General features: G+C 37.9%; 22 protein-coding genes and 2 tRNA genes. 15 read left to right on the plus strand and 9 right to left on the minus strand.

Translation table 11 applies throughout. The annotated features are described in order from the left end of the window. Positions 1-188 precede the first annotated feature (188 nt). Positions 189-1,106 carry a hypothetical protein gene (locus ACNF42_RS00455; RefSeq protein ID WP_443337688.1) on the plus strand — a complete coding sequence of 306 codons (918 nt, stop codon included), beginning with the start codon at positions 189-191 and terminating at the stop codon, positions 1,104-1,106. Positions 1,107-1,877: 771 nt separating this feature from the next. On the opposite strand, the gene ACNF42_RS00460 is transcribed toward ACNF42_RS00455, so the two are convergent. The 3 genes from ACNF42_RS00460 to ACNF42_RS00470 all read right to left on the minus strand — a co-directional run bounded on the left by ACNF42_RS00460 (position 1,878) and on the right by ACNF42_RS00470 (position 5,367). Then, positions 1,878-3,377 (minus strand): oligosaccharide flippase family protein, encoded by a 1,500-nt coding sequence (locus tag ACNF42_RS00460; protein WP_443337690.1) that lies wholly within the window; start codon positions 3,375-3,377, stop codon positions 1,878-1,880. A 40-nt stretch (positions 3,378-3,417) separates the two neighbouring features. Then, positions 3,418-5,040, minus strand: a complete 1,623-nt coding sequence (gene thsB / locus ACNF42_RS00465; RefSeq protein ID WP_443337692.1) for a thermosome subunit beta — start codon at positions 5,038-5,040, stop codon at positions 3,418-3,420. Between the two features lie 242 nt (positions 5,041-5,282). Beyond that, positions 5,283-5,367: transfer RNA gene (locus tag ACNF42_RS00470), tRNA-Leu, on the minus strand. A 152-nt stretch (positions 5,368-5,519) separates the two neighbouring features. Between ACNF42_RS00470 and ACNF42_RS00475 the strand changes: the two genes are divergently transcribed. The 6 genes from ACNF42_RS00475 to ACNF42_RS00500 all read left to right on the plus strand — a co-directional run bounded on the left by ACNF42_RS00475 (position 5,520) and on the right by ACNF42_RS00500 (position 10,778). Beyond that, positions 5,520-6,128: an isochorismatase family protein gene (locus ACNF42_RS00475; RefSeq protein WP_443337695.1), complete on the plus strand. Its 609-nt coding sequence runs from the start codon at positions 5,520-5,522 to the stop codon at positions 6,126-6,128. Next, entirely contained in the window at positions 6,125-6,724 is a 600-nt protein-coding gene (locus ACNF42_RS00480) for an AAA family ATPase (protein ID WP_443337698.1), read from the plus strand. The genes ACNF42_RS00475 and ACNF42_RS00480 overlap by 4 nt, the downstream gene beginning before the upstream one ends. Positions 6,725-7,084: 360 nt before the next feature. Further along, positions 7,085-7,366, plus strand: coding sequence for a hypothetical protein (locus ACNF42_RS00485; protein WP_443337701.1), 282 nt, complete (start codon positions 7,085-7,087; stop codon positions 7,364-7,366). A gap of 482 nt (positions 7,367-7,848) precedes the next feature. Further along, positions 7,849-8,013 (plus strand): hypothetical protein, encoded by a 165-nt coding sequence (locus tag ACNF42_RS00490; protein WP_443337704.1) that lies wholly within the window; start codon positions 7,849-7,851, stop codon positions 8,011-8,013. A 200-nt stretch (positions 8,014-8,213) separates the two neighbouring features. Further along, positions 8,214-9,206 (plus strand): hypothetical protein, encoded by a 993-nt coding sequence (locus ACNF42_RS00495; protein ID WP_443337707.1) that lies wholly within the window; start codon positions 8,214-8,216, stop codon positions 9,204-9,206. A 180-nt stretch (positions 9,207-9,386) separates the two neighbouring features. Further along, complete coding sequence (locus tag ACNF42_RS00500; RefSeq protein ID WP_443337709.1) at positions 9,387-10,778, plus strand: MFS transporter; 1,392 nt, start codon at positions 9,387-9,389, stop codon at positions 10,776-10,778. A 211-nt stretch (positions 10,779-10,989) separates the two neighbouring features. Here ACNF42_RS00500 and ACNF42_RS00505 read toward each other — a convergent pair. After that, positions 10,990-11,070: transfer RNA gene (locus ACNF42_RS00505), tRNA-Ser, on the minus strand. Between the two features lie 12 nt (positions 11,071-11,082). Continuing rightward, complete coding sequence (locus ACNF42_RS00510; RefSeq protein WP_443337711.1) at positions 11,083-11,679, minus strand: 50S ribosomal protein L15e; 597 nt, start codon at positions 11,677-11,679, stop codon at positions 11,083-11,085. A gap of 163 nt (positions 11,680-11,842) precedes the next feature. On the opposite strand from ACNF42_RS00510, the gene ACNF42_RS00515 reads away from it, so the two are divergent. Next, positions 11,843-12,106 (plus strand): hypothetical protein, encoded by a 264-nt coding sequence (locus tag ACNF42_RS00515; RefSeq protein ID WP_443337714.1) that lies wholly within the window; start codon positions 11,843-11,845, stop codon positions 12,104-12,106. Here the strand turns inward: ACNF42_RS00515 and ACNF42_RS00520 are convergent. After that, positions 12,094-13,452, minus strand: a complete 1,359-nt coding sequence (locus ACNF42_RS00520) for an AAA family ATPase (RefSeq protein WP_443337716.1) — start codon at positions 13,450-13,452, stop codon at positions 12,094-12,096. The two genes, ACNF42_RS00515 and ACNF42_RS00520, sit on opposite strands and share 13 nt — an antisense overlap. A 267-nt stretch (positions 13,453-13,719) precedes the next feature. On the opposite strand from ACNF42_RS00520, the gene ACNF42_RS00525 reads away from it, so the two are divergent. Then, positions 13,720-14,709, plus strand: a complete 990-nt coding sequence (locus ACNF42_RS00525; protein WP_443337718.1) for a GHMP family kinase ATP-binding protein — start codon at positions 13,720-13,722, stop codon at positions 14,707-14,709. Here the strand turns inward: ACNF42_RS00525 and ACNF42_RS00530 are convergent. After that, a complete protein-coding gene (locus ACNF42_RS00530) occupies positions 14,701-15,162 on the minus strand; it encodes an NUDIX hydrolase (RefSeq protein ID WP_443337721.1) in 462 nt (153 codons plus the stop codon). The genes ACNF42_RS00525 and ACNF42_RS00530 overlap by 9 nt on opposite strands. Next, entirely contained in the window at positions 15,159-15,443 is a 285-nt protein-coding gene (locus ACNF42_RS00535) for a YunC family protein (protein WP_443337723.1), read from the minus strand. Before ACNF42_RS00535 ends, ACNF42_RS00530 begins: the two co-directional genes overlap by 4 nt. 135 nt (positions 15,444-15,578) lie before the next feature. Between ACNF42_RS00535 and ACNF42_RS00540 the strand changes: the two genes are divergently transcribed. The 6 genes from ACNF42_RS00540 to ACNF42_RS00565 all read left to right on the plus strand — a co-directional run bounded on the left by ACNF42_RS00540 (position 15,579) and on the right by ACNF42_RS00565 (position 22,748). Beyond that, positions 15,579-16,625 (plus strand): NAD(P)/FAD-dependent oxidoreductase, encoded by a 1,047-nt coding sequence (locus ACNF42_RS00540; RefSeq protein ID WP_443337725.1) that lies wholly within the window; start codon positions 15,579-15,581, stop codon positions 16,623-16,625. 104 nt (positions 16,626-16,729) lie between these two features. After that, on the plus strand, positions 16,730-17,938 hold the full coding sequence (locus ACNF42_RS00545) for an NAD(P)/FAD-dependent oxidoreductase (protein ID WP_443337728.1): 1,209 nt from the start codon (positions 16,730-16,732) through the stop codon (positions 17,936-17,938). A gap of 159 nt (positions 17,939-18,097) precedes the next feature. Next, complete coding sequence (locus ACNF42_RS00550; RefSeq protein ID WP_443337730.1) at positions 18,098-18,868, plus strand: hypothetical protein; 771 nt, start codon at positions 18,098-18,100, stop codon at positions 18,866-18,868. A 10-nt stretch (positions 18,869-18,878) separates the two neighbouring features. After that, positions 18,879-19,607, plus strand: coding sequence for a Rieske 2Fe-2S domain-containing protein (locus tag ACNF42_RS00555; protein ID WP_443337732.1), 729 nt, complete (start codon positions 18,879-18,881; stop codon positions 19,605-19,607). A gap of 29 nt (positions 19,608-19,636) precedes the next feature. Continuing rightward, on the plus strand, positions 19,637-21,232 hold the full coding sequence (locus ACNF42_RS00560; protein ID WP_443337733.1) for a cytochrome b: 1,596 nt from the start codon (positions 19,637-19,639) through the stop codon (positions 21,230-21,232). A 4-nt stretch (positions 21,233-21,236) separates the two neighbouring features. Continuing rightward, positions 21,237-22,748: a hypothetical protein gene (locus tag ACNF42_RS00565; RefSeq protein ID WP_443337734.1), complete on the plus strand. Its 1,512-nt coding sequence runs from the start codon at positions 21,237-21,239 to the stop codon at positions 22,746-22,748. Here ACNF42_RS00565 and ACNF42_RS00570 read toward each other — a convergent pair. Beyond that, entirely contained in the window at positions 22,734-25,103 is a 2,370-nt protein-coding gene (locus ACNF42_RS00570) for a M1 family metallopeptidase (RefSeq protein ID WP_443337735.1), read from the minus strand. The two genes, ACNF42_RS00565 and ACNF42_RS00570, sit on opposite strands and share 15 nt — an antisense overlap. Between the last annotated feature and the right edge of the window lie 9 nt (positions 25,104-25,112).

Below are 25,112 nucleotides of genomic sequence, written 5' to 3' on the forward strand. Positions count from 1 at the left end.
AGTGGATCATTCACAAAATATTGCCTGTACTTTTCCCTAAGAACTGTGTCGTAAAGGTCACTCACACAGTAACATGGCTATCCCATGAATAAATGTTATTGTTCCCTTATCTGTTCAGGGAATGGGTTTTTAGAAATCCTCCATGGATTTAATAACTTCTACTATAATTATCTAATGGTGAGGATGGGTTGTTATATTCAGAAGTAGATAAAAGACTTGATATGGCTATTTCCATTTCAACGGAAATTAAGAGCAGTTTTCTGCCATTAATCGAGCGGGATTATGGAAAGCTCCCTGTATATATACACATTGTTGATGGAAAGATGTTTATGGACGTATATCTTGTAATAAACGGAAAGGAAAAATTCGATATAAATTCGAGCATTTATAAATCAATAATTAAGGAGCCCTATCAGATAATAAGGCTTGAACTTAAGGAAATCCCTGGGAGCGCTTTACTTACTGAAGATCTTCTCAATATTCCCTCTCTTTTATTCAGCTATATGTATATCGAAAATTCCAGACTTTGCGGAAGAATGCGTTTTCATCACTCTGATCTCAAAAACATGAACAGAATAATATCAAAGATATCAGAAAGTTCCATATCAAGGATTGATAGTCTAGGACCAAGTGATGGAGGTATAAGAGAACTAAACTGGCTAAATGAAATTCTTCCTCTCTGGGTAATATCCTACGATCAGGATCTACCTGATGAATGGAAATTCACGAGCAATATGGAAACCTATTCCGAGGTGAAACCTCAGAGGTCCATAGAAGGTAAATACCAACTCATTTTTTACGGAGGTAAGGGAGTAAAAGACATTCCAGGAAGAGTCATATCAGAAAACCCACTCATATCCCTAATCTCAGGAACATCTCCCATAGCCAATCAGTTATGGATCGAATCCAATAAAAATTTCGTGAGCAGAATTTCCGTGCTGGCCAAACAAGCTGACGGAGTTGCAAGAACGGTCATCATTATGCCGGCTGTTTTGGCTGATGAACAAATGAGAATTCTATCAAGAATTGGAAAAAATTATGCTGACACGAACTTTAGGATTAATGCCTATATGAAATATTCCAGTGAGGTTTGGAATTGGATTTAAGAAAAGGGGATTCATACGGAATCGGAATTTAACACAAAGGAATGCCCAAGGTGTGGGACAACCCTTCGTGGTGATGCCTCTCATTGTCCCATATGTCTGTATAATTTCATTAAGGGTTCAGAGTACATTAAAAAGATTCCTTCGGAATTCGCCATCTTGCTTTCTTTATCATCGTTTCTCTCATTTCTTTCTATCATCCTTGAATGGGGCAAACTCATTTCCGCTTCTCTGATCCTATATTCACTTAATGTAATGCCAATAAGCTTATTTTCGGAAATGCTACTGATTCCTGCATCCTTAGTCATGTGGAAATATTTTCAATCCCTTTCACCTGGATCAAGTTTTCAATTTTCATCTGAATCCGATGCAGCTTTGTTGAGTGCCATCCTTATTAGTATCACAATCCCATTTTCAATCCTTTTATCAACATCCTCCCCGTTCACCCTTAATAATGAAGTCATAATTTCTGTTACAAATTATTTATATCTTGGATTTATAATTCTTTTTTCCATATTTGTATATGGAATTTACAAGGTAGGAAAGATGGAATCCAAAAATACTTGCACTGTAGCAGCGATTTTCATCCTGTGTGGAACCCTAATGTCCAGGTCCTTACCATTGTTATGGTTATTTTATCCCTCATCAATCCTTTTCTTTGGCTCTATTTCAATTAGGGCTTTTACTTTCTACCTGATCTCCTCAGGTTATATTTTAACTGGGGTATTCTCCTTACTAACTCTTGGAAATATAAAATAATTTGCTTTGTGATTATCATTGTTTTAAACCCAACACACCTCTAATTATTGTAATGACCTGTTCCATTGTAATCTCCTTCATAAGTATGGAGATTCCAAGATACATCAGTAAAGATACAACTATAAGTGGCATGAGTAAAACAAATGGGTAGGGCTTTATGTACATGTCCCCAAGAAGCAGAATTAATGAAACAGGAACAATTATTATGATATGTTTGTGTAGAACTGATCCTTTCCACTCTTTGTTGTGCAGTCTGTATATGTGCTTAAAAAGTAGATAGGTAACCAACGATGAGATGGTATAGCCCAGTGCAGCTCCGAGATCACTGAGTCCAAGGAGTTTTATCCCAAAGAGGTACGGCGGAATAAATATAACATTTAATATAATGTTAATGATTATGCCCATAGTTGATATTTTTGCTATTTTACTCTGTCCATCCTTTGATATTAAAGCCTGAAGAAAGGGATATTGTATAGCTGATATATAGGAACCCACTGCCAGAACGCTGAGAGCTGCATAATATCCAAGATAAGCTTTACTGTAAATATTAAGTATATAGGGCGATAACCAAAAAAATATAAGAACGAATGGTAATGTTATTAAGGACACAATCCTTTCATATTCAATAACACTGGCATCGAATTCCAAATTACTCAGCTTTATTTTTGAAGAAAGGAGAGGTAAAATGAATATGCTTACGGAGCCTGTTAAGGATGTTACAATGATTAAAAGTCTCTGGTCTGTATAAAATGCACCAGTGGCAAGGGCACCGTAGAAAAATTGTATTATTATCTTATCAATATTTCCATTTATTGTGGCTATACTTGAAGAGAATGCCAGTGGTGCTGCAAAGACAGCATACTTCCTTATAGTTTTGAAGTCTGGTCTCTGAAAATGCCAAGGTCTCCCTCTGTTCATCGCTACCGCCAGATAGACAGAATAGGAAAGGCCATAAATTAGTGCTAGTATAACTGATATTCCAACACCAATGTTGCCTTCAAGATTGAAGAAATATACAACACCAATCATAATAAATATACCATTTCTAATCACAGATTCAATCAATCTTGGGATTGCAATATTTTTAGAGTCAATATTGGCCTGATAAAAGGAATTGGGGACGGAAATTAAGTTATAAATTGCATAATAGGGCAATATTCCAATTATCGTCCAAAATTCAATGGGGTTCTCAAATCCCTTGTGTAGTACATAAACCCAGAATAACAAAGCTCCGACAGTCAAACATACAAAAAGGATGGAAAGAACTATCTTAATAAAAAGAAATGCTGACAGGTTCTTTGTACGTTCATTCTCCTGCGTAATAAATTTAACATTTGCGCTTGAAAAACCAAGATCTGTTATTAGTGTAAATAACCCTCCAAAGGCGATGGCATAACTTAAATATCCCCAATAAACCGGACCTACATAACGATTAATGAAGAAAAGTGCTACATATCCGATAAATGATGAAACGACAGTTTGTATTACAATTATTGGAGATTTTTCAGAAAACACTCGAACCTAAAATAAAGGGAGATTAATAAAGTTTTTAAGTTCAATCGTCGCCAGATGAACCTGCTCCAGGTGAAGGAGAACTGCCCTTAGAGCCCTTTGTTGCGATAACATCATCTATCCTGAGTATCATCACAGCAGCTTCTGTAGCGGCGTCTATGGCCTGTTTTCCAACCCTGATCGGTTCGATAACCCCGGCCTTTTCCATATCCTCGATTTCTCCGGTGAATAGATTTATTCCATATTTTTTCTTTCCCGAGGCATGGGCATTTCTGAGGTTTATAAGCACGTCAATTGCATTAATTCCCGCATTCTCTGATAATGCCCTTGGAATCTCTTCTAGGGCATTGGCGAATTTTTCAATTGCCAGCTGTTGTCTTCCTCCGACTTTGTTTGCATATTCTCTCATCCTAACCGCAATTTCAACGGCAGATGACCCTCCACCGGTAACATATTTTCCATCCTCGATTGCCGCTGCAACTACATGGATTGAGTCCACAATTGACCTCTCTATCTCGTCAACAACATGCTCTGTTCCGCCCCTTACTAAGAGTGATACTGCCTTTGGATTTTTGCATCCTGTAACAAATGTAAGGTAATCGTCTCCGATCTTTATCTGTTCAACTTTTTCTGCCTTTCCAAGGTCAGAGGCACTTAGTTCATCAATGGATGATGCAATTGATGCACCGGTTGCCTTTGCAAGTTTCTCTATGTCACTCTTCTTAACCCTTCTCACAGCATAAATTCCTTCCTTTGAGAGATAGTGCTGAGCAAGGTCATCGATGCCCTTCTGCGTTATTAATACAGTTGCACCGGTATCTTTAACTTTCTTTACCATTTCTCTTAATAGGTTTTCCTCCTCTGATAGGAATTTTTGTATCATTCCCGGATCATCAATTCTTATATTGGTATCGAACTCTGGCTTCTTAATTTCCAAAGCTGCATTCAGAACTGCTATTTTTGCGTTCTTAACAACATCTGGCATTCCGGGATGCACTTTTTCCTTGTCAACGATAATACCATAAATCAGAGTCGTGTCGTCAATTTCTCCGCCCTGTTTCTTTACAATCTGGACATTATCCATATCTACTTTGTATCCATTTTCTGTCTTTTCTGCAACAGCCTTTATTGTTTCATAGGATATTTCCGCTAATTTTTCCTTGCTTGACGAGGCGGATTTGCTACTGAGAGATGTAGAGGCCATTTTCATTATAATGTCCTTATCATTTATTGAAACTTTCATTCCGGACTCATCCAGGATCTCTTTTGCCTTTTGGGCTGCCATTCTGTAACCGTCCGCAATAACGGTTGGATGAACATTCTGATTTATGAGCCCTTCCGCCTCCTGCAAAAGTGCGCCAGCAATAACCACTGCTGTCGTTGTTCCATCTCCAACCATGGAATCCTGTGTCTTAGAGACCTCTACCATCATTTTAGCAGCTGGATGCTCAACATCCATTTCCTTCAGTATTGTGACACCATCATTTGTTATCACAATATCACCAAGGGAATCCACAAGCATCTTGTCCATTCCCCTTGGTCCAAGACTGGTTCTTACCGCTGCTGCGATTCCTTTTGCAGCCTCTATGTTAGATTTCATAGCATCCTTTCCTGTTTCTCTCTTTGAACCTTCTTTTAATATGAAAACTGGTTGTCCTCCCATCATAGTTATCAGGTAGTAAAAATAAACTTCTATATAAACATTATTGTCTTTTCATATGTTTCATTTTTTTCATGTTTTTGGTAAGGGGAATGAAGTTGAAAATTTAAGAATTCGAAGCAATTTCCATTCATTTTTATTGGAATTAAGTTACTTCCGTTTAATGTTTGATATGCAGATTCTAGAAAGACTCTTTAAAGGTTCAAATTAGGATTATGGGAGTGGTTCAAATATGCAAACGTTCAAAGTGCGGAGGGCCGGATTCGAACCGGCGAACCCCTGCGGGAATGGACCCTAAATCCATCGCCTTTAACCTAGCTCGACAACCTCCGCTCCATCTCCTGATCCTTATGTGGTATATTAATCGAACTAAACTTATTCCTATAATTCCATGATATTACATTCTTTTACGTATTTTGTAATGTATGACAAAAGTAAATTCACAGGTAAGAACATTCTTTTATCATAAAGTGCATATCTGGTTAATGATGCTCATTGATTCGGTTAAAAAAATTCTCCTTTCAGGTGATTTCATTCATATATGTTTAAACAACGATGAAAGGCATTTTACTTCCTGTTTTTCAAAAATGGAATTTTTAACTGCCTACAAATACTTCAATAAATTTCTCAATGATATGAAGATTCAAAATTTTTATGTTTCGACACCATCTGCACTTTACAGGGGCAAAGACGCTGAATTTAAAGAATACGTTGAAAATAAAAGCATAATGTTTCGAACTCATTCAATTAACGAAATAGAAGCCTCTCTTTTGGCTGAATACAAGGGCTTTAAAAAAGCAGAAGGGAAGTGGATAAAAAGTATGTCCATATCTGTTTTTGATTCGAGTAACACTGAAGAGATGGAAAATTTCGGAAATAAAAGGAATATAGTATTTACAGGATTTAACACAGAACTTGAAATAATGCTTAATTGCATGGCAGCTGCCGATAATGGTTTTGTTCCAATAGTTATTTCTGACTGCATATCAAGCCAATCAGAAAGAACTCATTTCAATAGTCTTGAATGTATTTCCAAAATTGCATATGTGATCGATTCAAGGGATATAGAGTCCATGACGGGGGTAAGAATATGAGCGATAAGGTACCGATTATATTAATTGGTGGTGTTCCGGGGGTTGGTAAAACGAGCATCTCTGGTTATATTGCGCGAAATCTTGGAATTAATCTTGTGCTTTCAGGCGATTATATAAGAGAGGCAATAAGGAGTTTTGTAGATGAGGGAAGCATACTGAACACAAGTGTTTATAATAGCTGGAAATTCTTTGGAGAAAACTCTGAGGAAAATGTGATCAAAGGGTTCTATTCGCAGGGAGAGATGGTAAATAGGGCAACACGGAGGATAATAAATAGGGCTATTGATAATGGTGAACCGGTCATAATTGAAACACTTTACTTCATACCTGAACAGCTGGAGGGAATTATGGATAAAATAAAATCCGTATACATCTATATTGAAGACGAAGATCTTCACATTAAAAGGCTAAACGAGAGAGAAAAATACACTCATTTTAGTTCACCTGGAAGTAGATTATCATCTAACATAAGGAACTATAGAATAATAATGAGAAAATCCCTGGATGATGCGAGGAAAGCGGGTTCATTTACAGTTGATAATTCTGTCTATAACCAGACCAGGGATAAGATATTGCAATTTTGTAAAGAATCTTAAAGAATTACCTTTCTGTAACAATTTTGTATGGTTCGTTTTAAAGTATTTTATAATCAAATCGAAAAAGGTTTTAACTGGTCTTAACGTGAAAATTCATGAAAATAGAAACGGTCAACCCCTTTGAAATGAAAGTTGCCGGAAACTTCAGGGGGCATAGTTAGTGTAAAATAAGTGGCATATTCAATCATGTAAATAATAGACAAATGGTTCGAGAAAAAGGTTTCATAAACAGATATGATACCTTAAGAAATCCCTAATACCTACTATTAAAAGTGAAATAGATAATCTTGCCAGAGTAATTCATCTGAAATGGGCAAAATTACATTGTAAAGTAAGCTAGAAATCGATAAATGCATATACATGACACGGTATTTTTCTGGCCATGAAGTCAAATTTCTTGCAGACAACACCATTGAAACAACAGCAGATAAAAGTTTTATGGGATTTGAACTCTTAGGGGTTGTTTTTCAAGCTTCACTGGCAGTTAAAGAATTAGTTTTGAAACACGCATCAATACTTACCGACAAAGCCCATAAGATAGAATGGATATTTAATATTCCTACGTTCCGTGAATTCACTGCTGATGGATCAAGGGCGATCTCTGCCATAAAATACCTTAACGGCATTTCATTCACAGACTGAACACACTCAGGTTCACAGGTTGCCGATGAAGCCTGAATGCATATAGGGAAGAATGTGCTTAAATTTGGGTATTCTGATCCACTTGTTTTGTTGGAAGATTGTGACATTGAAAAATCTTCACTTCCGGCCAAAAATGGAAAACGTCATAACAATAGTCAGAGTTATACTCCATCAAAGAGACCTATTGTAAATTCAGATATATCCGAGCAGTTTATGGGCATTAAAATCAGACATTGAATAAGTAATTATGGAAAATCAACTTGATGATAAGACCGGCCTTGGGTCGCTTTCCTCAAAATCATAGGCAGATGCTGTAAAAGAACAGATAAAGATTATCATAAGTCCTGGAGATCTTGAAACTAATGGAGGAAGCAGGAAATATTATAGCCTGAAGGATCGCAAAAATTGTGTTATCATAAGATGAAGAAGTTTATGAATCTGTAGCTAAAACGAAAAAATTCAGCACAGTTGAGGAGGTTGTTATGATTACCAATGAAACTCAATTTGGGTTAGGGGAATCCAAAGGTAGGTACATTAAAAGTGCAGGGAAGATAATATCTAAAATAAGAACTAGGATGGTATTTGTCAACAAGATTGTGATAACCGATGCAAGGCTGCATTTCATTGTAATCTGGAATAGAAGATAGGGAGGCGAACTTTCAAAATTTGGAATCCTAAGGTTTACCAGTGTAAGGACTTTGTGGATCCAGAGAAATCTATAATCTCCTTTTTGGGATGATATTACTTATCTCAATAATAATCAAGTAAGAATAAACATTAAGTCACTTTCAAGAAAATTTAATGAATTATTGATAAATTATAAATTCTCATATATTATTACCTGGCTGTGTTGTGGGGCAATCAGATTTTCAATAAATGCGTAATAATAAGGGTTGATGACCTTTTTCCTAAGGTTATACATCTTGGTGATAACTACTATGGTTTCAATAATATTTTCCTGTTGCTGACAAGGGAAAATGGTACTTATTTGATTTACAAGAATGTAGGCCACACAATGTCTGAAGCTGAAATGGGGCGTTTTAAAAATACGCTTGATAAATGGGACAACAATTCAGTAATTTTTAAGGACAATTCCATACTTCAGATCATACTTCCAGATTCGTTCCAAGTAGTTTTAAGGAAAATAAATGATATAGTTGGAGCCAGGGTAACACCTGCTGTTTTGATTGTGGAAGGAAATATGTACATTCAAGTAGAATTTGATGAGTCTTCAAATTCTGAGGTATCCAAAAATATATTAAATATTACAGAAGCCTTAAAAAATTTTAAGATCTCAGTGGAATATTTCGGTGAACAGGATAATGAATTAAATATTCTTCTTAACATATATTTAGAAAACGAATGTGGCCAATGCAATGTTGAGGTTGTAAAAACGAAGTGGATGATCACAGAAAGGGAAAGGTATGAGGAAAATGAAGGTCTGTTTCAAAATTTTGGGATTTTTATTCCGAAATTTTTTGGGAATGAAAACATCTTAAAACTAGTGTTCCGAGGTAAAGAATCTGAAATACATGGGAATTTCAATTACAGAATCATAAACAAGGAGAAAAACCTTTTTGAGATCTCCGTCAGATCAAGTTTTATGAGTGACTTTTACATGGATGTTATAAAGCAATACTATGGAGCAACCTCCCTGAGAACGGAGGTGAAGGAAAGTGAGGTTATTTCATATTACTTAGTTGAGAAGAATCTCTTAAGTAATTTTTACAGAGGAATTGAAAAACACTGGAATGAAGCCGGACGAGAGAGACACAAAAACTATCTTGACAGCGTCTACAGCTTAAGGGAAATCCGGCTCTCAAATGATGATTCCCCTTAGATCCATCATCGGAATAAGACAGAAATTATATTTTGTCACTGAATTCCTGAATTTAAAGTATCTGAAATACTTTCAAACGAAGAAAAAATTAGCATTATAGACGATTATGAAGAAGTTCTATAATTACTCAAATTTAAGTATCTACCCAAATATTTTATAACAATGATGAAATGTCCAAAAATGGAAAATACTCAAAGTCATGCGAAATTAAGTCGGTTCCAGATTAAGAGCGTTATAGTTTCTGGAATAGGCGTTTTTTCAGATTCTTACAATCTTTATGCCATATCGCTGGTTTATTTTTCCATATTAAATTTTATGAATTTGTCCAATTCACAGTTGTCATTTATAACAGGTTCCACATATTTTGGGGCAGCGGCCGGTGGTATTTTATTCGGTGTCACAGCTGATAGAATTGGAAGAAAGCCAGCTTATGGTTTTGATCTTTTACTTATCTTTATAGGTTCTTTGGCACAGTTTTTCGTGAGTGGATTCACGTGGCTATTATTGGCCAGACTTATAATGGGCTTTGGCATTGGGGGAGACCTTGTGATGTCTCCTGTCATAATGGCAGAAAACTCAAGCAGATCAAACCGTGGTAAATTGATGGCAATTTCATTTTCTGTAATGTATCTTTTTGGAGCAGTCCTTTCCGCTTTCGTTGATCAATTAAGTTTATTGATTTTGCCTGAAGGCATCTCATGGCGCTTAGTTTTGGGTTTTGGTGCTATTCCATCACTTCTTGTAATTTACTACCGCAGAAAGATACCAGAAACATACCGGTTTTCTGCAAGAGTTAAGGGAAAAGTAAACAAGAAAGCATATGAGGGCATTATGCCGGATGATTCTAACTCTATGGGAAAGGATGGAACACGATACTGGAAAAGATTGGGAAAGGCATTACCTGTAGTCCTGGCGGGATCAACTTTGTGGGTTCTTTACGACGCATATTCCAGTACATTTACGTTCTATGGGCCCATCACAATTGCTCAAAATCTCGGTATGACCCCAATATCATTCACATATGCGGCTGTATTTCTTGCCGGTTTACCGGGAACATTATTGTCAGCATATCTTCTTGATAAGGTAGGGCGGAAGACTCTTGTAACCTTTGGATATATTGGTGTTTCCTTAGCTCTCTTGTTATATTCAATTCTCCTTTTGGACCCCCATCTATTCGGAATATCTGGAAGTACAGGAGTCGCATCAAATCTTGTGGGTATATCAGCTATTTTGGGTTTTACATTCTATATGTTTAATTATTTCTTTTCCTCAGTTGGACCTGCTACTGTAATTGGTGGGACAATTGTGGTTCCAGAGTTGATTGCAACCAAGGTGAGAGCAACAGGACAGGGATTGAACGTCTTCATCGATAGGATGGTCTATGGTCTTGCGATTGCCTCATTTCCTCAATTGTTATCTGCAATCGGTCTGGGAAAGGTATTCTTTCTCTATGCCGGAATCGCTTTTGCCTCAATAATTTTAATACAGCTGGCCATAACTGAGGCGAAGGGTAAATCACTTGAGGATCTTTCAAAGGAAAATAAAGAAATGGCAACCCCCGATCTAAGGTAATCTATAAACCATAATTTTTTACATTAAGTAAAAACTTTCATAAGTATAGTTTCTAAAGGCACTGAAATGTGATTCAATTTTTTATTGTATTATGGCAAGCAAAGGAAAACAGATTAACCAGATTTACCCGGAAATAGAAAAAATGAGAAAAATCAAGAAAATTCAAAAAAACGCTTTTGAATTCTGAACTCATGAATCAATTAATGAGGAACGCCGCGGGAGAGATTCGAACTCCCGATCCACAAGGGAACCAGATCTCAAGTCTGGCGCCGTACCACTGGGCCACCGCGGCATTAAAAAAGGACTATCTTCTGAGTCTACCGTTTGCCCTTATAGAGGGCCTGCTCTTAGCTGAGTTCTTTCTTCCGGTTCTGAGTCCCCTGCCCTTGTATCCTGCAGATGTAAGACCCCTGTAAACTCTTCCCCTGTTTTGAGGCTCTGATATCCATGAAATTCTGGGGTCCCTATATACCTCAGGTTTACTCCTGTCCACAAGGATCACTTCATAATATTTGTAAAAACCATCCTCGCCAACATAATATGAATTCAAAACCTCCATGTTTGGATACTTATCTGCAACCCTCTCTTCAGCTATCCACTGTATGCTTTTCTTTCTTGTGAGCTTGCTATATGCCATCCTTCTGGGTCTTCTTCCTCCCATAATCTTTGGTCTGTTTGAACCCCCTCTTCTAACTCTTGCCCTGACTACTACATAACCGTTCTTAGCCCTGTATCCAAGAGATCTTGCCCTATCAAGTCTCGTGGGGTAATCCAATCTCTCTATGGCACCCCCTCTTCTCCACTCCACCATTCTTTGCCTTTGAAATAACAATATTTCTGATTTCTTTGGTGAATTCCAGCTTTCAGATATCTTCCCGTAAAGATTTGAATGATTTACCATATCTTTCTACCTTTAACTAATGTAAAAGGGAGATACAATGCTATAATAAATAATTTTATGAATTCCTCAGTTTCATTTCCTTTCATCTCTAAATCATGTGAATCTTATCAATCTAGGTTTTGATAAGAGAAGATTTTAAAAGAGTTTTTCATTCCTCTCACTCATGAAATGTTCACCCTATCGCAAGAGATACATGCTTCTTGAGGGAAATCGGGAAGATCTGGACACAGCAGTGAGGGATATATTTAAAAACTTTAAGGCGAAAGAAAAATTCAAAACCGACAATTATTCCATTATTTTGGGGGATCAGTTCTCTAAGGATTACATTTCATCCTATGTAAGAAGAAAATTAAAGGGCGTTTCTGTAATAACAGTTAGTGGAACAATCAAAAAATGTAAGGAAAAAATTAAAACTTATGAGAGATAAATTTTTAGGTCATCAGGAGTAACCGGATCAAAGGATTTCCTTTTCTCTGTTAGCATTGAAAGGGCAATTTCTCTATCCGCTATATCGTTGAGATATAGAGAAAGTTCAGTATTTGGATTTTTCATCCCACTGACAATTTGCTTAAAGTATGGTCTCATTTCTATTGCATCCGTGTATGAAATATGGAAACCTATTTCCATAGCCCTACAAACTCGATCTATGGCATTCCTTATCTTTCTTGATTTGCTCATTGCCATTATATAATTTGGAAATTCATACTTTGTGTATCCTCCCCTTTTATCAGACACTGTGAATGCTGACGCCACCAGATCATCTACATATATCCAGAGTCTGAAATTTCTAGTTCTTGATGCCAGTCGGGATAGAAGGTCAGCCCTGGATACAAGATCCTCCATTTTTACAAGGGAATCCATAGTATTGCACTCTTTTACTCCGTTTGTACTTATCCATTGAACAAGAGTATCCTTATCAACATCTGCATCTCTTAGAAGTTTTAAATTTCCTGCAATATCATTTCCTTTAAGCATGGATCTTATGGTTTCAAATATCTGCTCATGGGTGTCCCTTATACTTGCACTACCATAAGTCCCTCCTCCAGAAAGGGCATAACTTTCAACATCGTTGATTGCGCTTCTAATGTCAGGTAGATTTTCTCTCACTATTTCTTCAATCGGGGTGCGCTCAGCACTTAGTCCATTTTCCTTGCAGAGGTTTAAAAGTTTCTCTGTAAGCTTTGATACGGCATTTTTATAATCCAAATCATTTCTTCTTTTATACAGAAAAACCTGAACAACATCACATCTGGATATTATTTCCTTTGCAGTTGACCTTCTCTGGAATTCCCAGAAATCGTTCATGGTAATGATTATTGGATACTTTGTTGTTTTAAGTATGTCTATTATGGTTCGATATCCTCCAATCTCATTTCCAGAGTTTTTTGAACTGCTTCCAGAACTAACCCTTTCAAATATATTGTCAGCTTCATCGATAAGTATCATTTTCATCGGTCTTACAGAACTTTCAGGTTCAGAGAACGAAGTTAGATCAGAATAAAGGGAGTACATTCCGGCAGTCTCTTTCAGGAAAGATTCGTTTCGATAATCGGAAGAGTTGACCTCCAGCATCTTCCATCCTTTTTCCTGGGATATGGCATAAGCCGTGGAAGTCTTCCCACATCCCGGTTCACCCCAGAGCAGAAGGCCATTTTTGGTAGGCTCTCCACTCTCCCAAGATCTAACCCAGTTCTCTACCTTTTCTCTTGTTTCTCTTGAAAGAAGGAGTTCTGAAAAGTTTCTTGGTCTAAGGGCCTCGGTCCAGATTTCCATATGTTTGTGAAGCCTATGGAAGTAATAAGTTTTTGGAGTATATTTCATTATTGACCTATCTTAGAGTGCCATGAAATATATCTTCGTATCATAGATTTTTTAGAATTGACAGATATTTCCTTAAGAGAGTAATCGGGGTAAGATAAATTCACAATCAGGTTAGCATTTTTCGCAGTTTTTAATGAATCTGTGAAGTGATAGGAATAAGTTACCAGCGTAATTAATCCAAGAAAATTATATTAAAATAGAAGAGCATAAGGATAGGTTATGAAAAGGATTAGCTCCTACAGCCCCCTTAGAGTAAGCTTTGCAGGGGGTGGAACTGATATTTCGCCATTTTTGGAAAAGTACGGTACAAGTGTCATTAATACTACTATTGACAGGGGTGTTTACGTAATCTATACAGAGGATTCTTCTCCATTGGAAATTACTTCCAGAGATTTCCTAAAGACAATAGTTTTCGGTTCTGAGTCTGAATCAAGTTTTCAGGAGAAAATAATGGAACTCTTTGTCAAAAATGGTATCAGCAAGGGGAGGATATACATTAACGGGGAAGTTCCACCCGGTTCTGGACTTGGTTCATCTAGTGCTATGGTAAATTCCATGATTCGAATAATTCAGGAAATTAATGAAGAGTACTCAGGCACATTAGACCTTGCAAAGAAATCATATGAGACAGAAAGACGTCACTTCAACATTACCCTCGGAATCCAGGATCCATATGCAATAGCGGAAGGTGGGTTCAAATATATGGAATCTGACGGTAGCTCCTTGTTTTTCAGGCATCTTGAAGAAACAGATATAATGAAAAAACTTGAAGAAGGCATGATTATCGCCTATACGGGTAGTACAAGGGAAAGTTCAGAGGCCCTCAAAGAGCAGGTTGTAAAATCAGAAAGAGGGGAGAAGGATGTTCTAGATAACTTAAGTCATCTAAAGCAGGTTGCAAGAGATCTGCTTGATTTTACGGAAGATTCAGATTGGGCAAATTTTTGCAAAAAGGTGAACGAAGGATGGGAAATTAAAAAATCCCTCGGTAAAAATATATCTGGGGAGAAGGTTGAAAAGATTATAAAAACAGCAATGAGTAATGGAGCAAAGGCGGCCAGATTGCTGGGTGGGGGGATGCAGGGATTTGTACTTGTCCTGGCAGAAAAAAAAGATGTATGGCATATCCAGAATCAATTAAAAATGCTTTCAGACTTTGTATTAAGGGTGTCCCCTTCCCTGAAAGGGACCCGTTTTTTCTCATTCTAATAATTCAGGTTCATCAACAATGATCGCTTTAAGGATTCTGAAGGTAAGCCCCCATATTATAATGTCATCAATTTGAAAAAATTCTCCCCGATTTTGGTCCCTTTCAAGGTGTAATTTATGTATGTCATACCATCCACCTCCTATCATTTCATCGTTAGGCTTCACCGGGAACATCTCCTGTGTTTTGAAAATAAATGGTTTAACATTCATTTCCTTAAACCTTACAGGATGAAAAAAATCCATTTCAGAAATTTCCATTAGGTGATTACGATTTATTCCCGTCTCTTCTTCAAATTCCCTCTTGGCAGCATCCCGGAAAGATTCACCCTCCTTTACAAATCCTCCGGGGAAGCTAATATCACCGGACCAAGGGTCCCCTTCCCTTTTACGCCTCTTCATTAAGATAACATTGCCATGAAAGAGGCATACTGCAACGGATGCATTAAGCCTCATAGGAGGTCAATGACCTCTTCTACCTTTTTACCCTTATGAAGTCCAATGGATTCAGCTGCAGTTGTTGTTTCTTCAATAGTGGCATTCATCATCGTTTGAAGGTCTTTTACACCTCTCACCAAGGCTCCCGCATCTCCTAGTTTTTCTGCAGTTTCAATATTCAGGTAACCGCACATCACATACCCTCTTTTTCCCCTGATGATAATTAAGGGTGCTCTGTACATTTCTATTTTAATATAATGAACATCCCTTTCCTTGTTAAGGGTCTTCTCTTCTATCATGATTGGAAAACCTTGTAGAATATATAATAAAATTGGTTTTATTACATCCTATAAATATTTTCATGTTTAAGGATCTATGATCTTCCACACCCATGGTAAAAATTTTAATCTCATCTTTCCTAATGGTAAATCACATTGAATGCAGATGACTTTGATGTTGTAATAATCGGTGCAGGAACAGCTGGGTTATCAGCCGGGGCAGAACTGGAAAAAAACGGGAAATCGTACATTATACTGGATAAAAAATCCGAGATAGGTCTACCTGTGAGATCTACAGGAGCTGTTTCACTGGAGTGGGTGAGAAAGATTGGTATGCCTGTCGATCCAAATATAATTTCTGCTGAAATTCAGAATATGAGTTTCAGGACTGAGTCTGGAAAAAGAATAGATCTTAATTTCAACAAGACTGTCGGATTCGTTTACGACTTTACAAAATATGAAAAATATCTTGCAGATGAGTTTTCGGGGAAAAAATTGAACATTAGGTTAAATACCAGAGTAAACGAGGTTTCAGGAAATGAAATAAGGACAGATTCAGAAATATTTAGAGCCAAGAACGTAATATTTGCAGCCGGTCCACAATCAAAATTTGGAGAAAAATTGGGTAAAAATGAGGTATTGGTAGCTTATGAAGAGATTAGAAGGGTACCCAGTAGAAAGGACTTTCAAATGATATTGTGGTTCAGTGATAGAGTCCCTGGGGGATACTTATGGGACTTTGCCGAGTCTGAAACATCGAGAAAGATAGGTGTATGCTTCTATCCTGGAAACGGAAAACAGCCTAAAGAAGTTTTATATGAATTTGACAAGATATACCCCGAACTTAAAGGAGAAATTATTTCCACAATGGCGCACCAGATTCCCTTGACTAAACCACTGGATACAGTGGTAAAGGGAAATTACCTTTATACAGGAGATATGGTTAATGCCGTTCTTAATACCACAGCAGGTGGTTTGCAAGGAGCATTTTGGTCTGGCAAGCTGGCAGCTCAGAGTATCGTGGCAGGAAATCCGATGCTCTATCAGCAAAATTGGGATAATGATGTGAAGCCATGGCTCATGAGGCATCACGAAATGCACAGAAAGATGAACAGAAGGGGTGAGAAGTCAGTTGGCCGCCTGATAACACTGGCAAAAATGATGCCAAGATCTGTTCAAAAGAGAGTTTTCGCGGGTTTATAAGAGAATTATCAATCCAAATAGATGGGACGATCTAATTTCATAAACATGATTAATTATCATGAATATTTTATACTCAGAAGGAATAACACTGAAATGGTGAATTTATGGTTAAAAAGATGATAATAATAGGAGGCGGTTTTGCAGGGCTTAGATTTCTGTACAATCTCAATAAGCATATGGCCGGTCAATTCGACATAACTTTGATCGACGAAAGAAAAACAAGCCTTGAAAAACCCTCTCTTCCGGAAGTTGCCATGGATGGAAAAAGTGTATCCAAGGTTCAAATTCCATTTGAAAAGATAATAAAGAGGAGAAAAGCAACATTCGTGAACCAGAGCGTCGTCAGGGTGGACCCTGAAGGTCAGAAGGTATTTCTCAAAGATGGAAGCAGTTTAAACTATGACTATCTAATGATCGCTACTGGGGCAATAAAGGATTATGACGCAATCCCAGGATTTAATGAGTATGCATATTCAGTGTGTGATGATGTTCAGGCACCAAAATTGTGGAGCAAATTGAAAGCATTTAAGGGCGGAAAAGTCGTTGTGGGGTCAGCAAAAACAGATTGGTCCCCAGAAACAGCAATACCTCTGGCCGCTCCATGTGAAGGCCCCATAGGAGAAGTTATGTTCATGGTCGACCATTTTTTGAGAGAAGAAAACCTGAGAGACAAATCTTCAATTGACGTTTTCAGCCCAGGAGAAATATTCTTCGAGGATGTTGGAGAACCAGTGCATAACGCCCTTAAGCCTCTCATAGAGAAGAGTGGAATAAATGTTCACGTAAAAAAGGAGATTAGCAGGGTAGAAAAGAATAAAGTTATTTTCAATGACGGAAGTGAATTGGAGAGTGATCTTTCTGTAATAATACCTCCCTATCGCGGGCCGGACTTCATAAGAGAGTCCAAAATAGGGGACGATTACGGCTTCATTCTGACTGATAAGGAAATGAGACATACAAAATACAGAAATATATTGGTCGCAGGAGACGTTAACAATCTCTCAATGCCTAAACTTGGGCATATTGCGATTATGCAGGCTGACATCGCCTTTTCCTCATTACAAAAAGAAATTTCTAACGGGAAAGAAGTTGAAGAATTTAAACCTGAGATATTCTGTATAATGAATAGAGGAGGTTCCCAAGCAACTCTGATTCTCTCTGATACACTGTTTGGTGGTAAAAATGATATCACAATGACCGGTCAGGTCGCTCATCTCATGAAATGGGGTTTTGATTCATACTATTACTATACCAGGGGTCATATGCCACCAGAATCCATTCAAAGCAGAATGGAAAAATTTATGAAGCGATAAGGAAAATCATTTAAAGGTTCCATAAGACCTATCACATCATTTTTGAACAAAAGTATTAGTTTTTTCAGGTGTTTAGGTATAGAGATTTACTCATTTGAGGTTTTAATTAACTTTACATGTAAAGTACGTTTTTTAAATTACCAATTAGAATGGCAGTATATGGCATCTGAAAAAGCATTTTACGCCATTATGACTGCAATCGTTGTGATTGCAGGGATTGGTATTGGAGCGGCTTATTATGAATCGGTTAGTAGTGTAAGTACAACTGCACCTGCAGCAGCACAAACTTCTCTTACACTGATTATAACACCAAACAATTGGTTCCACAACTCCACAATAAATCACAGGCAGCCTGCATATTTCATTCTGGAACCTAATGGAACACTGGGTTCTTCTGCAAATATATATCTGCCCGCGGATCAGTTGATATCTTTGACCATCATAGACTATGACAGTGGGACGAACAGTGCCCTTGGAAATGCAACCGGGAACGCATCTAACCCCACACAGAACAACAGTTTCTTCGCCAAGGTCTTTGGTACGGTAGGGGATAAGGAGTATATATATAATGGAACAAAGATAGCAGAAAACGCTACCCTTTCTGGTAATTCATCAAACAACATAAGCATAAACAAGGGTCAAGGCTGGGCAGTTTCAAGCCTTCCATGGGTGGGAAACTCAGCAGGCGGTTACTATGTGACGCACACATTTTCCATAATAAGTGGTGGAAAAGTTATAGTGAATGTGCCAACCTGGGCCGGAAATAATCCTAATGGAGGAACAGTAACTCACGCCCAGTTCTACCTTAATCAGTCCGCTGGCTCAATCCTTTCTTGGCAGTGTTATGCACCTTGTGGTACTGGTGCTGCTGGTTGGGGAGGAGCAATGGCTACGATTGGCTGGATGATGGGAAACATCCACGTTATGTAAGGGGATTTAAATGTCTGGAAAAGAAAAGGAGGATCAAACTCCTCCTGACACGTCCCGGAGAAATTTCATCAAAATAATGGGGGTTGTAGCCATAGGTGCTGGAGCCCTGGGTTTTCTCAGAGGGGGAATTCAGAATATAATTCCATCATCTGCCCCGGTTTTAAACGGCTTTCCGTCTATGAAACTTGTAGACACATCTGGAAAACCAATAAGCACTAACTCCTTAACAGTGAACAATCCAGAGATTGTTACATTTGATTACCCTCTTCTTGATGAGCCCAATTTTTTGCTCAGATTGGGGGATAGCAATAATAAGGACGTAGAAATCAAGCCAGTTAAGGTTACAATACCTCTCACTGGAGGCAGTTTTACTTCACCAGGCGGTGTAGGTCCTTACAAATCTGTGGTGGCATCAAGCGCCATATGCCAGCATCTGGGATGCGTACCACCCGAGATCAGATATCACACATTTACTTCCGCGTCCTTTGATGGCAAAATTCACTGTGACTGTCACGGCAGCACATACGATCCTTTTGAAGGTTTTAAGGTTGTAACTGGACCTACCCAGAGGCCCCTTCCAAATGTTATTCTTTCCCATGAAGGAAGCGATCCCGATAGTGATGAATACTATGTTAAGAGCCTGGTTGGTCCGGTTATATATGCACATACGAGTGACCTGTCTGGAGGTAATCCTTTACCCTCCTCAACGGAGACTACGGTTACCGTAACTAAGGGATGAGTTGATAAAATATGGAAAATAAATCAAATATGATTGAAAAAATTATGAATGAACCACAGCCCATTCCAAGAAAGGTTCCCGATTACATGCGTAAGTCTGGAGGTTTCATGTTCTGGACTGGAGCCATGGTTACTTCTGTTTTTCTATACGAGGTTGTCACAGGTCTTATTCTACTGTTCTATTATGAGCCTTCCAATGCTTATAACAGTACAGAGGCTTTTCTGAACACTGTGCCGTATGGATCAATAATTCTGACTACCCATCTTTATGGGGCTTATGCAATGATTGTTCTGGTCTATATCCACCTGCTCAGAAACCTATTTGTGGGAGCATATAAAAAACCAAGGCAGATGCAGTGGCTCTCTGGAATCTTACTCCTTCTAATGACAATCGGAGTTGGATTTTTCGGATATTCCATGAGTGGTGATGTGCTTTCCCAGGATGCAACAGATGTAGGAAGAGGTATAGCCGGGGCTACACCAATAATAGGACAGTATCTTACATCCCTGTTTTTTGGTTCAGGAACGCAACTTTCACTATTCCACAGACTACTTGCCTGGCATATAGTTTTGGCCGCACTCATAGGAATAGTGTTTCTTGCTCACTTTTTCATGGCTGAATACAATACCATAATGCCATCAGGCAAGGATTCAGGGTATAGGGCTCCTGCAATAGATCACGACGATGGATCTTACAAGCAGTGGTATCCTTACAATCTCATGTATATGATTCAAATAGCACTTTACACACTAGGAATAGTTGTGGTTGTACCTTCAATACTAGCAGCCTTGCCCAATGTTCCAGCCCTATTCTCTCCATTTCCTCAGGTAGCACCATCAAGCCCTCTGGCAATGAGTGTCCCTGCATATCCTCCATGGTTTTTGCTCTTCGTATATAAGGAGCTTGACTTCCAATTTGCAGAGGGTATTGGTCCATTCTATGCAACAGTAATATTTGCCGGGCTTCCACTGGCCTATCTGGTTCTTCTCCCATACCTGGATACAAAGACATCTCTTAAACTTGTAGACAGGCCAATAACAGTTTCCTTCGCCATTGTGGGCGTTGTATACCTTGCAATACTGTCAGCATGGGGAGCACTTGAACCTGGAGTGCCAATACCTGATACTGTAGTCGCTGCATTCTATATTGTGCCACTTGTTGTTATTACAGCAATTGTGGAATTAGTAAGCAAGGCCATAAAGACGCAAAAACTTACAAATCCATATGCTGGAGGAATAATACTTTCAGCTACCTTTGCAGGAATAAGCGCCTTTGGTTTAGGCATGATATTTGTATATGCGGCTGGGAACTATACTCCTGAAGTACTGGCTGGAATCAGTATAGTTGGTTTACTATTCGCCATATCTCTCCTGTTCACCCTCGGTCTTATCACTGGAATATATCCACCAAAGGAACACAAAGTCAACCAGTCATTGTCAAATAATACATACGTTGCTTACAGTTCTGTGCTTGGAGTTCTGGCCATCGTAATACTTATTGAAATACTTTCTATGCCCTTTGGAAACGTTTATGATCAGTCACTTTACGGTATTGGGCTTGGTTTTCTGTTAATCATAGGCGGACTTATGATTAAAATATATCGGGCACAGTATTACCACGAGTGATAAGATGAACAAGCCAAAGAAACTTTCCCTGATTTCTTTTTTTATCTCTTTTTTACTTTTTACGGAGTTTGCTATCACTGGATTTAGACTCAATCTGTTTATTGTTCACACTATGGCAATTCCCTATACTACTGCCATCGCACTTCTTCTTCTCTTATTAATGCTATTATCCATTCCCATGAACTTTCGTCCAAATGTTGCATCTTTCTATATCTCCCTTTACGTATCCCTCGCCATGTTTTTGACTCTCGTTTTCACAGTTGGTGAAGCTTCATTTTCGATTGTTCTGGTTGGCTTTGTTCTTTATCTATTATTCGTAGGGTTAAATTCCAGAAGTATTCCCGGCAAAAAAATCAGAGTAACAACATTTTTTGCCACACTCACTCTCATAGCTTTCCTTGGTGGTATAATTTCCATATATGATCAGCATTATGATGTGCCAATCACAATTGAAACGGCAAGCACTATGTTTATAGGGGTTGGGCACTCACTTCCAATCCTGGAAAAATTTGGAATATTCATAATAACAAAATATGTGGAAATTACTGTGAGTCCAATCGAATTACTCATATTTCTGGGTATTTCTTCACTTGTATCGGAAAATTACTTTCTTATAATCAGTTACATTGGAAATAAACGTTCTAAATATGGAAGAGTTGGTGCTGCACTTTATGGGGTTACTGGGGCATTAAGTTGTCAGTGTGAAAGTTACATAGCCCTGTTACCGGCAGTTAGTGCTTTTTTGCTTGACGAAGTGCTCCTTCCAACAGTCTTTTCAAGTTTGGCACTCCTAGTTTTAACATATATCTTAGTTTCAAAATATTATATGCACAATAGACACTTACATATTTTTGAACCATGGAAATGGGAAAAAGGAAATTCGAGGCAGTTTCTCTTTCTAAGCACTTCGTTGATAACCGCACCTTTGATTATAACCCTGGGTGTTTCCTTAGATCTTCAGCGAAACCCAATTTTCTTCTTCATCTCTTCAATGTATATGGTTCTGGTTGGGTACATATTTTCATATTCCATATCCCGCTTTATAAAACCTGTAAATAGGTCCAGAAAATTCAATACTTTACTTACATCCATCGGAATCATCATTCCTCTGATTTGGTATTTACCTTACTTAACTTATGCTGCTTTCAACAACGGTCTCTTTTTTGATTTAATGTCTCTGACAGGTTTTTCGGGCGGAATAATGATGGGATATGCTTTCACTCACTCCACCCGGACCGAGGGATACGCACTCAATGAATACATAACCGTAATATTCAGCATATTCCCGTTAGCCATATTCTACATGGGAAACGTTCTGGAATTAAAAATATGGAGCGTTTTTTCTCTTGAAGGGCAGATTATATACTCTCTATTGAATTGGCTTATTATGCTGCCCATTATGTGGTTTGCAACCCACGTCTCCTTACAGAATCTGGTAGAAGATAAAATGCCTGAAAACGACAAATTTCAGGATCTGGCCTTTCTGGATATGAATCCCCTGTCAATTCATTCTTGACCTCATTTTTTCATAAACTTCAAGTTTTTCAAGACCTATTTTTGTTCCAATTTCCAGATCGCTTGATGAATACTTTTGGATTTTTTTATTAATCTCATCCCTACTTACAAGACCCAAATAGGGAATTGAGTATTCAAAGAATAGGGATACAGATCCTGAATCCTTGAATTTACTACGTATAGCATTGACTATAACACCAAACAGTCGCATAATGAGTTTTCTCGATTTATGATTCAATATCAGAGAATGAAGTACAGCAGGGGTCTCCTGAGCCTTGATCTTTCCTTCAGCCAGCATATTTAAAATTCGGAGTTGTTTAGTTACAGATGTGGTATAACCAATGCCATAACATATTTTGGAATAGAGATTTGAATTTTTGGTAACTTTGAGATACCCAAGAACTTTATAGAAGCCCAGGGTGCTTCTAGAAGCTCCTATTATAATCGCGGTATGCTCATACACAGGACTCTGTTCTAACTTTGATATTTTTGCACCCATCATATCAGAATAGGTTTTATCCATTATGGCAAGGGATGTGTTGATCGAATCCCTTGAATAGAAAACGGTTGGGTCGTCATTTACCGTGAAAGATGTCTGCAACATCTTCCTGAGGACATTGGAAAATTTGGTTGACATCTGGAAGCTTCCATCGCTTATGTTAAACAATTCAAGCAGGTGATTAGGAACAATACTGAACATTGGATAGGAGTAGCTGTTTGAATTCTCACTAACAAAGTTCAGATAATCGGACAGATTAATTTCACCTTTCAGAAGAAGTAGAAATTTTGACATCTCCTCTAGAGCCAGATCCAACTGTTTCATTGTTCTTAAGTCCTTATTAAGCCCACTTCCATTAGAATCAAAGAGATAATATCCATAAACATTTCTGTTAATGGAAATTATCTGGTTTATTTCGACTTCCTCAATTTTGTTTTTCATGAGTATATCCCGATCTCCATCTTCAGTGGTGAGAAATACTGGCACTATCCAGGCGCTTTGATCCTTCCCATTTAGGAGGAATCTTTCCTGTTTAAGAATCACTTTTTTACCTCCATCACTTCTTTCAATCCTTATGATGGGGAAACCAGGTTTTTCTACCCAGTTGCTTGCAAGTTCAGGTATATCGATTTCAGAAGAAAATGCGTTAAGATAATACCATAGATCCGTAATTGTTCCATTCTCGAACTTTTTCTCATCAAGGTATTTTGATATTGCCTTTCTAAAATTTTCTTCACCAATTGCTTCCTCAATCATCCTTAAAATCGAAGCCCCCTTACCATAACTTATTTCATCAAAGATCTGTTCATACTCACTTTCTTTCACATTGGCTTTAATTGGATGGGTTGACAGGAGTGAATCCTTCAACATGGATGAAAATAGATTGTGTTCAACAAAATATCTATCTCCTCCTAATTCCGGATGGACACTGGAAACAAACTTTGACGCAATAAGGGTGGCAAAACTTTCATTTAACCAGAGATCGCCCCACTGGGATAAAGTTACTAGATTTCCAAACCATTGATGAGCCATCTCATGTGCAATAGTTTCACATATACCGATCTTTTGGTCAATATCGTCTTTGTTATCAAGGAGTAGCAGGTCATTTCTAAATGTTATGGCCCCCCAATTCTCCATTGCTCCTGGGGCAAAGTCAGGAACTGCTATAAGGTGAAGCTTACTCAAGGTATAATCTATTGAAAAATAACTTTCGTAAAAGGCAAGGCATTCGGTGGCTATTTTAAGCGCAAAGCTCGGATCTCCATTTATCTGACCAGGTGCGGCAATAACAATTTCCTTGCCTTTATACATGGTCATCCTCTCTTCCATTTTTCCAATTCCGAGGTAAAAAAGATAGGTTGACATCTTTGGAGTCTGATGGAATGTTATCTCCTTTTTTCCGTTGATAAAGACTTCGGTATCAATCGATGTGTTTGAAATAGCATTTAGGCCTGATGGGATTGATACCCTTAGTGTAAATGTCGCCTTCATTGATGGATCATCAAAACAGGGAAAGACCGACATTGCGTGCTTAGGTTCTAGATCAGTGCTTATCATCCTGCTATTTTCATTTCCGCAATGATAAATCCCATTCAAACTATTTGATATATTATTTGAAAACTTTATGTTGAGTTCAATATTGGTGTCATAGGCATTATTAACAATTATTTTTTTATTTTCTCTATCGTATTTATAATTCATCTCATGATCGTTAATCAGGACATCGATGACATCCTTAACATCGCAGTCAACAAATATGGTTTTCTCTGGATTTGAAATAGCAATTGTGACCTCACCAGAATAATCACTTTCCAAATCTTCGAATGAAATCTGGATATAATAAGACTTAATTTCCACAAAATTGGA

Source organism: Cuniculiplasma thermophilum (assembly GCF_052315355.1).
Taxonomy (GTDB): Archaea; Thermoplasmatota; Thermoplasmata; order Thermoplasmatales; family Thermoplasmataceae; genus Cuniculiplasma.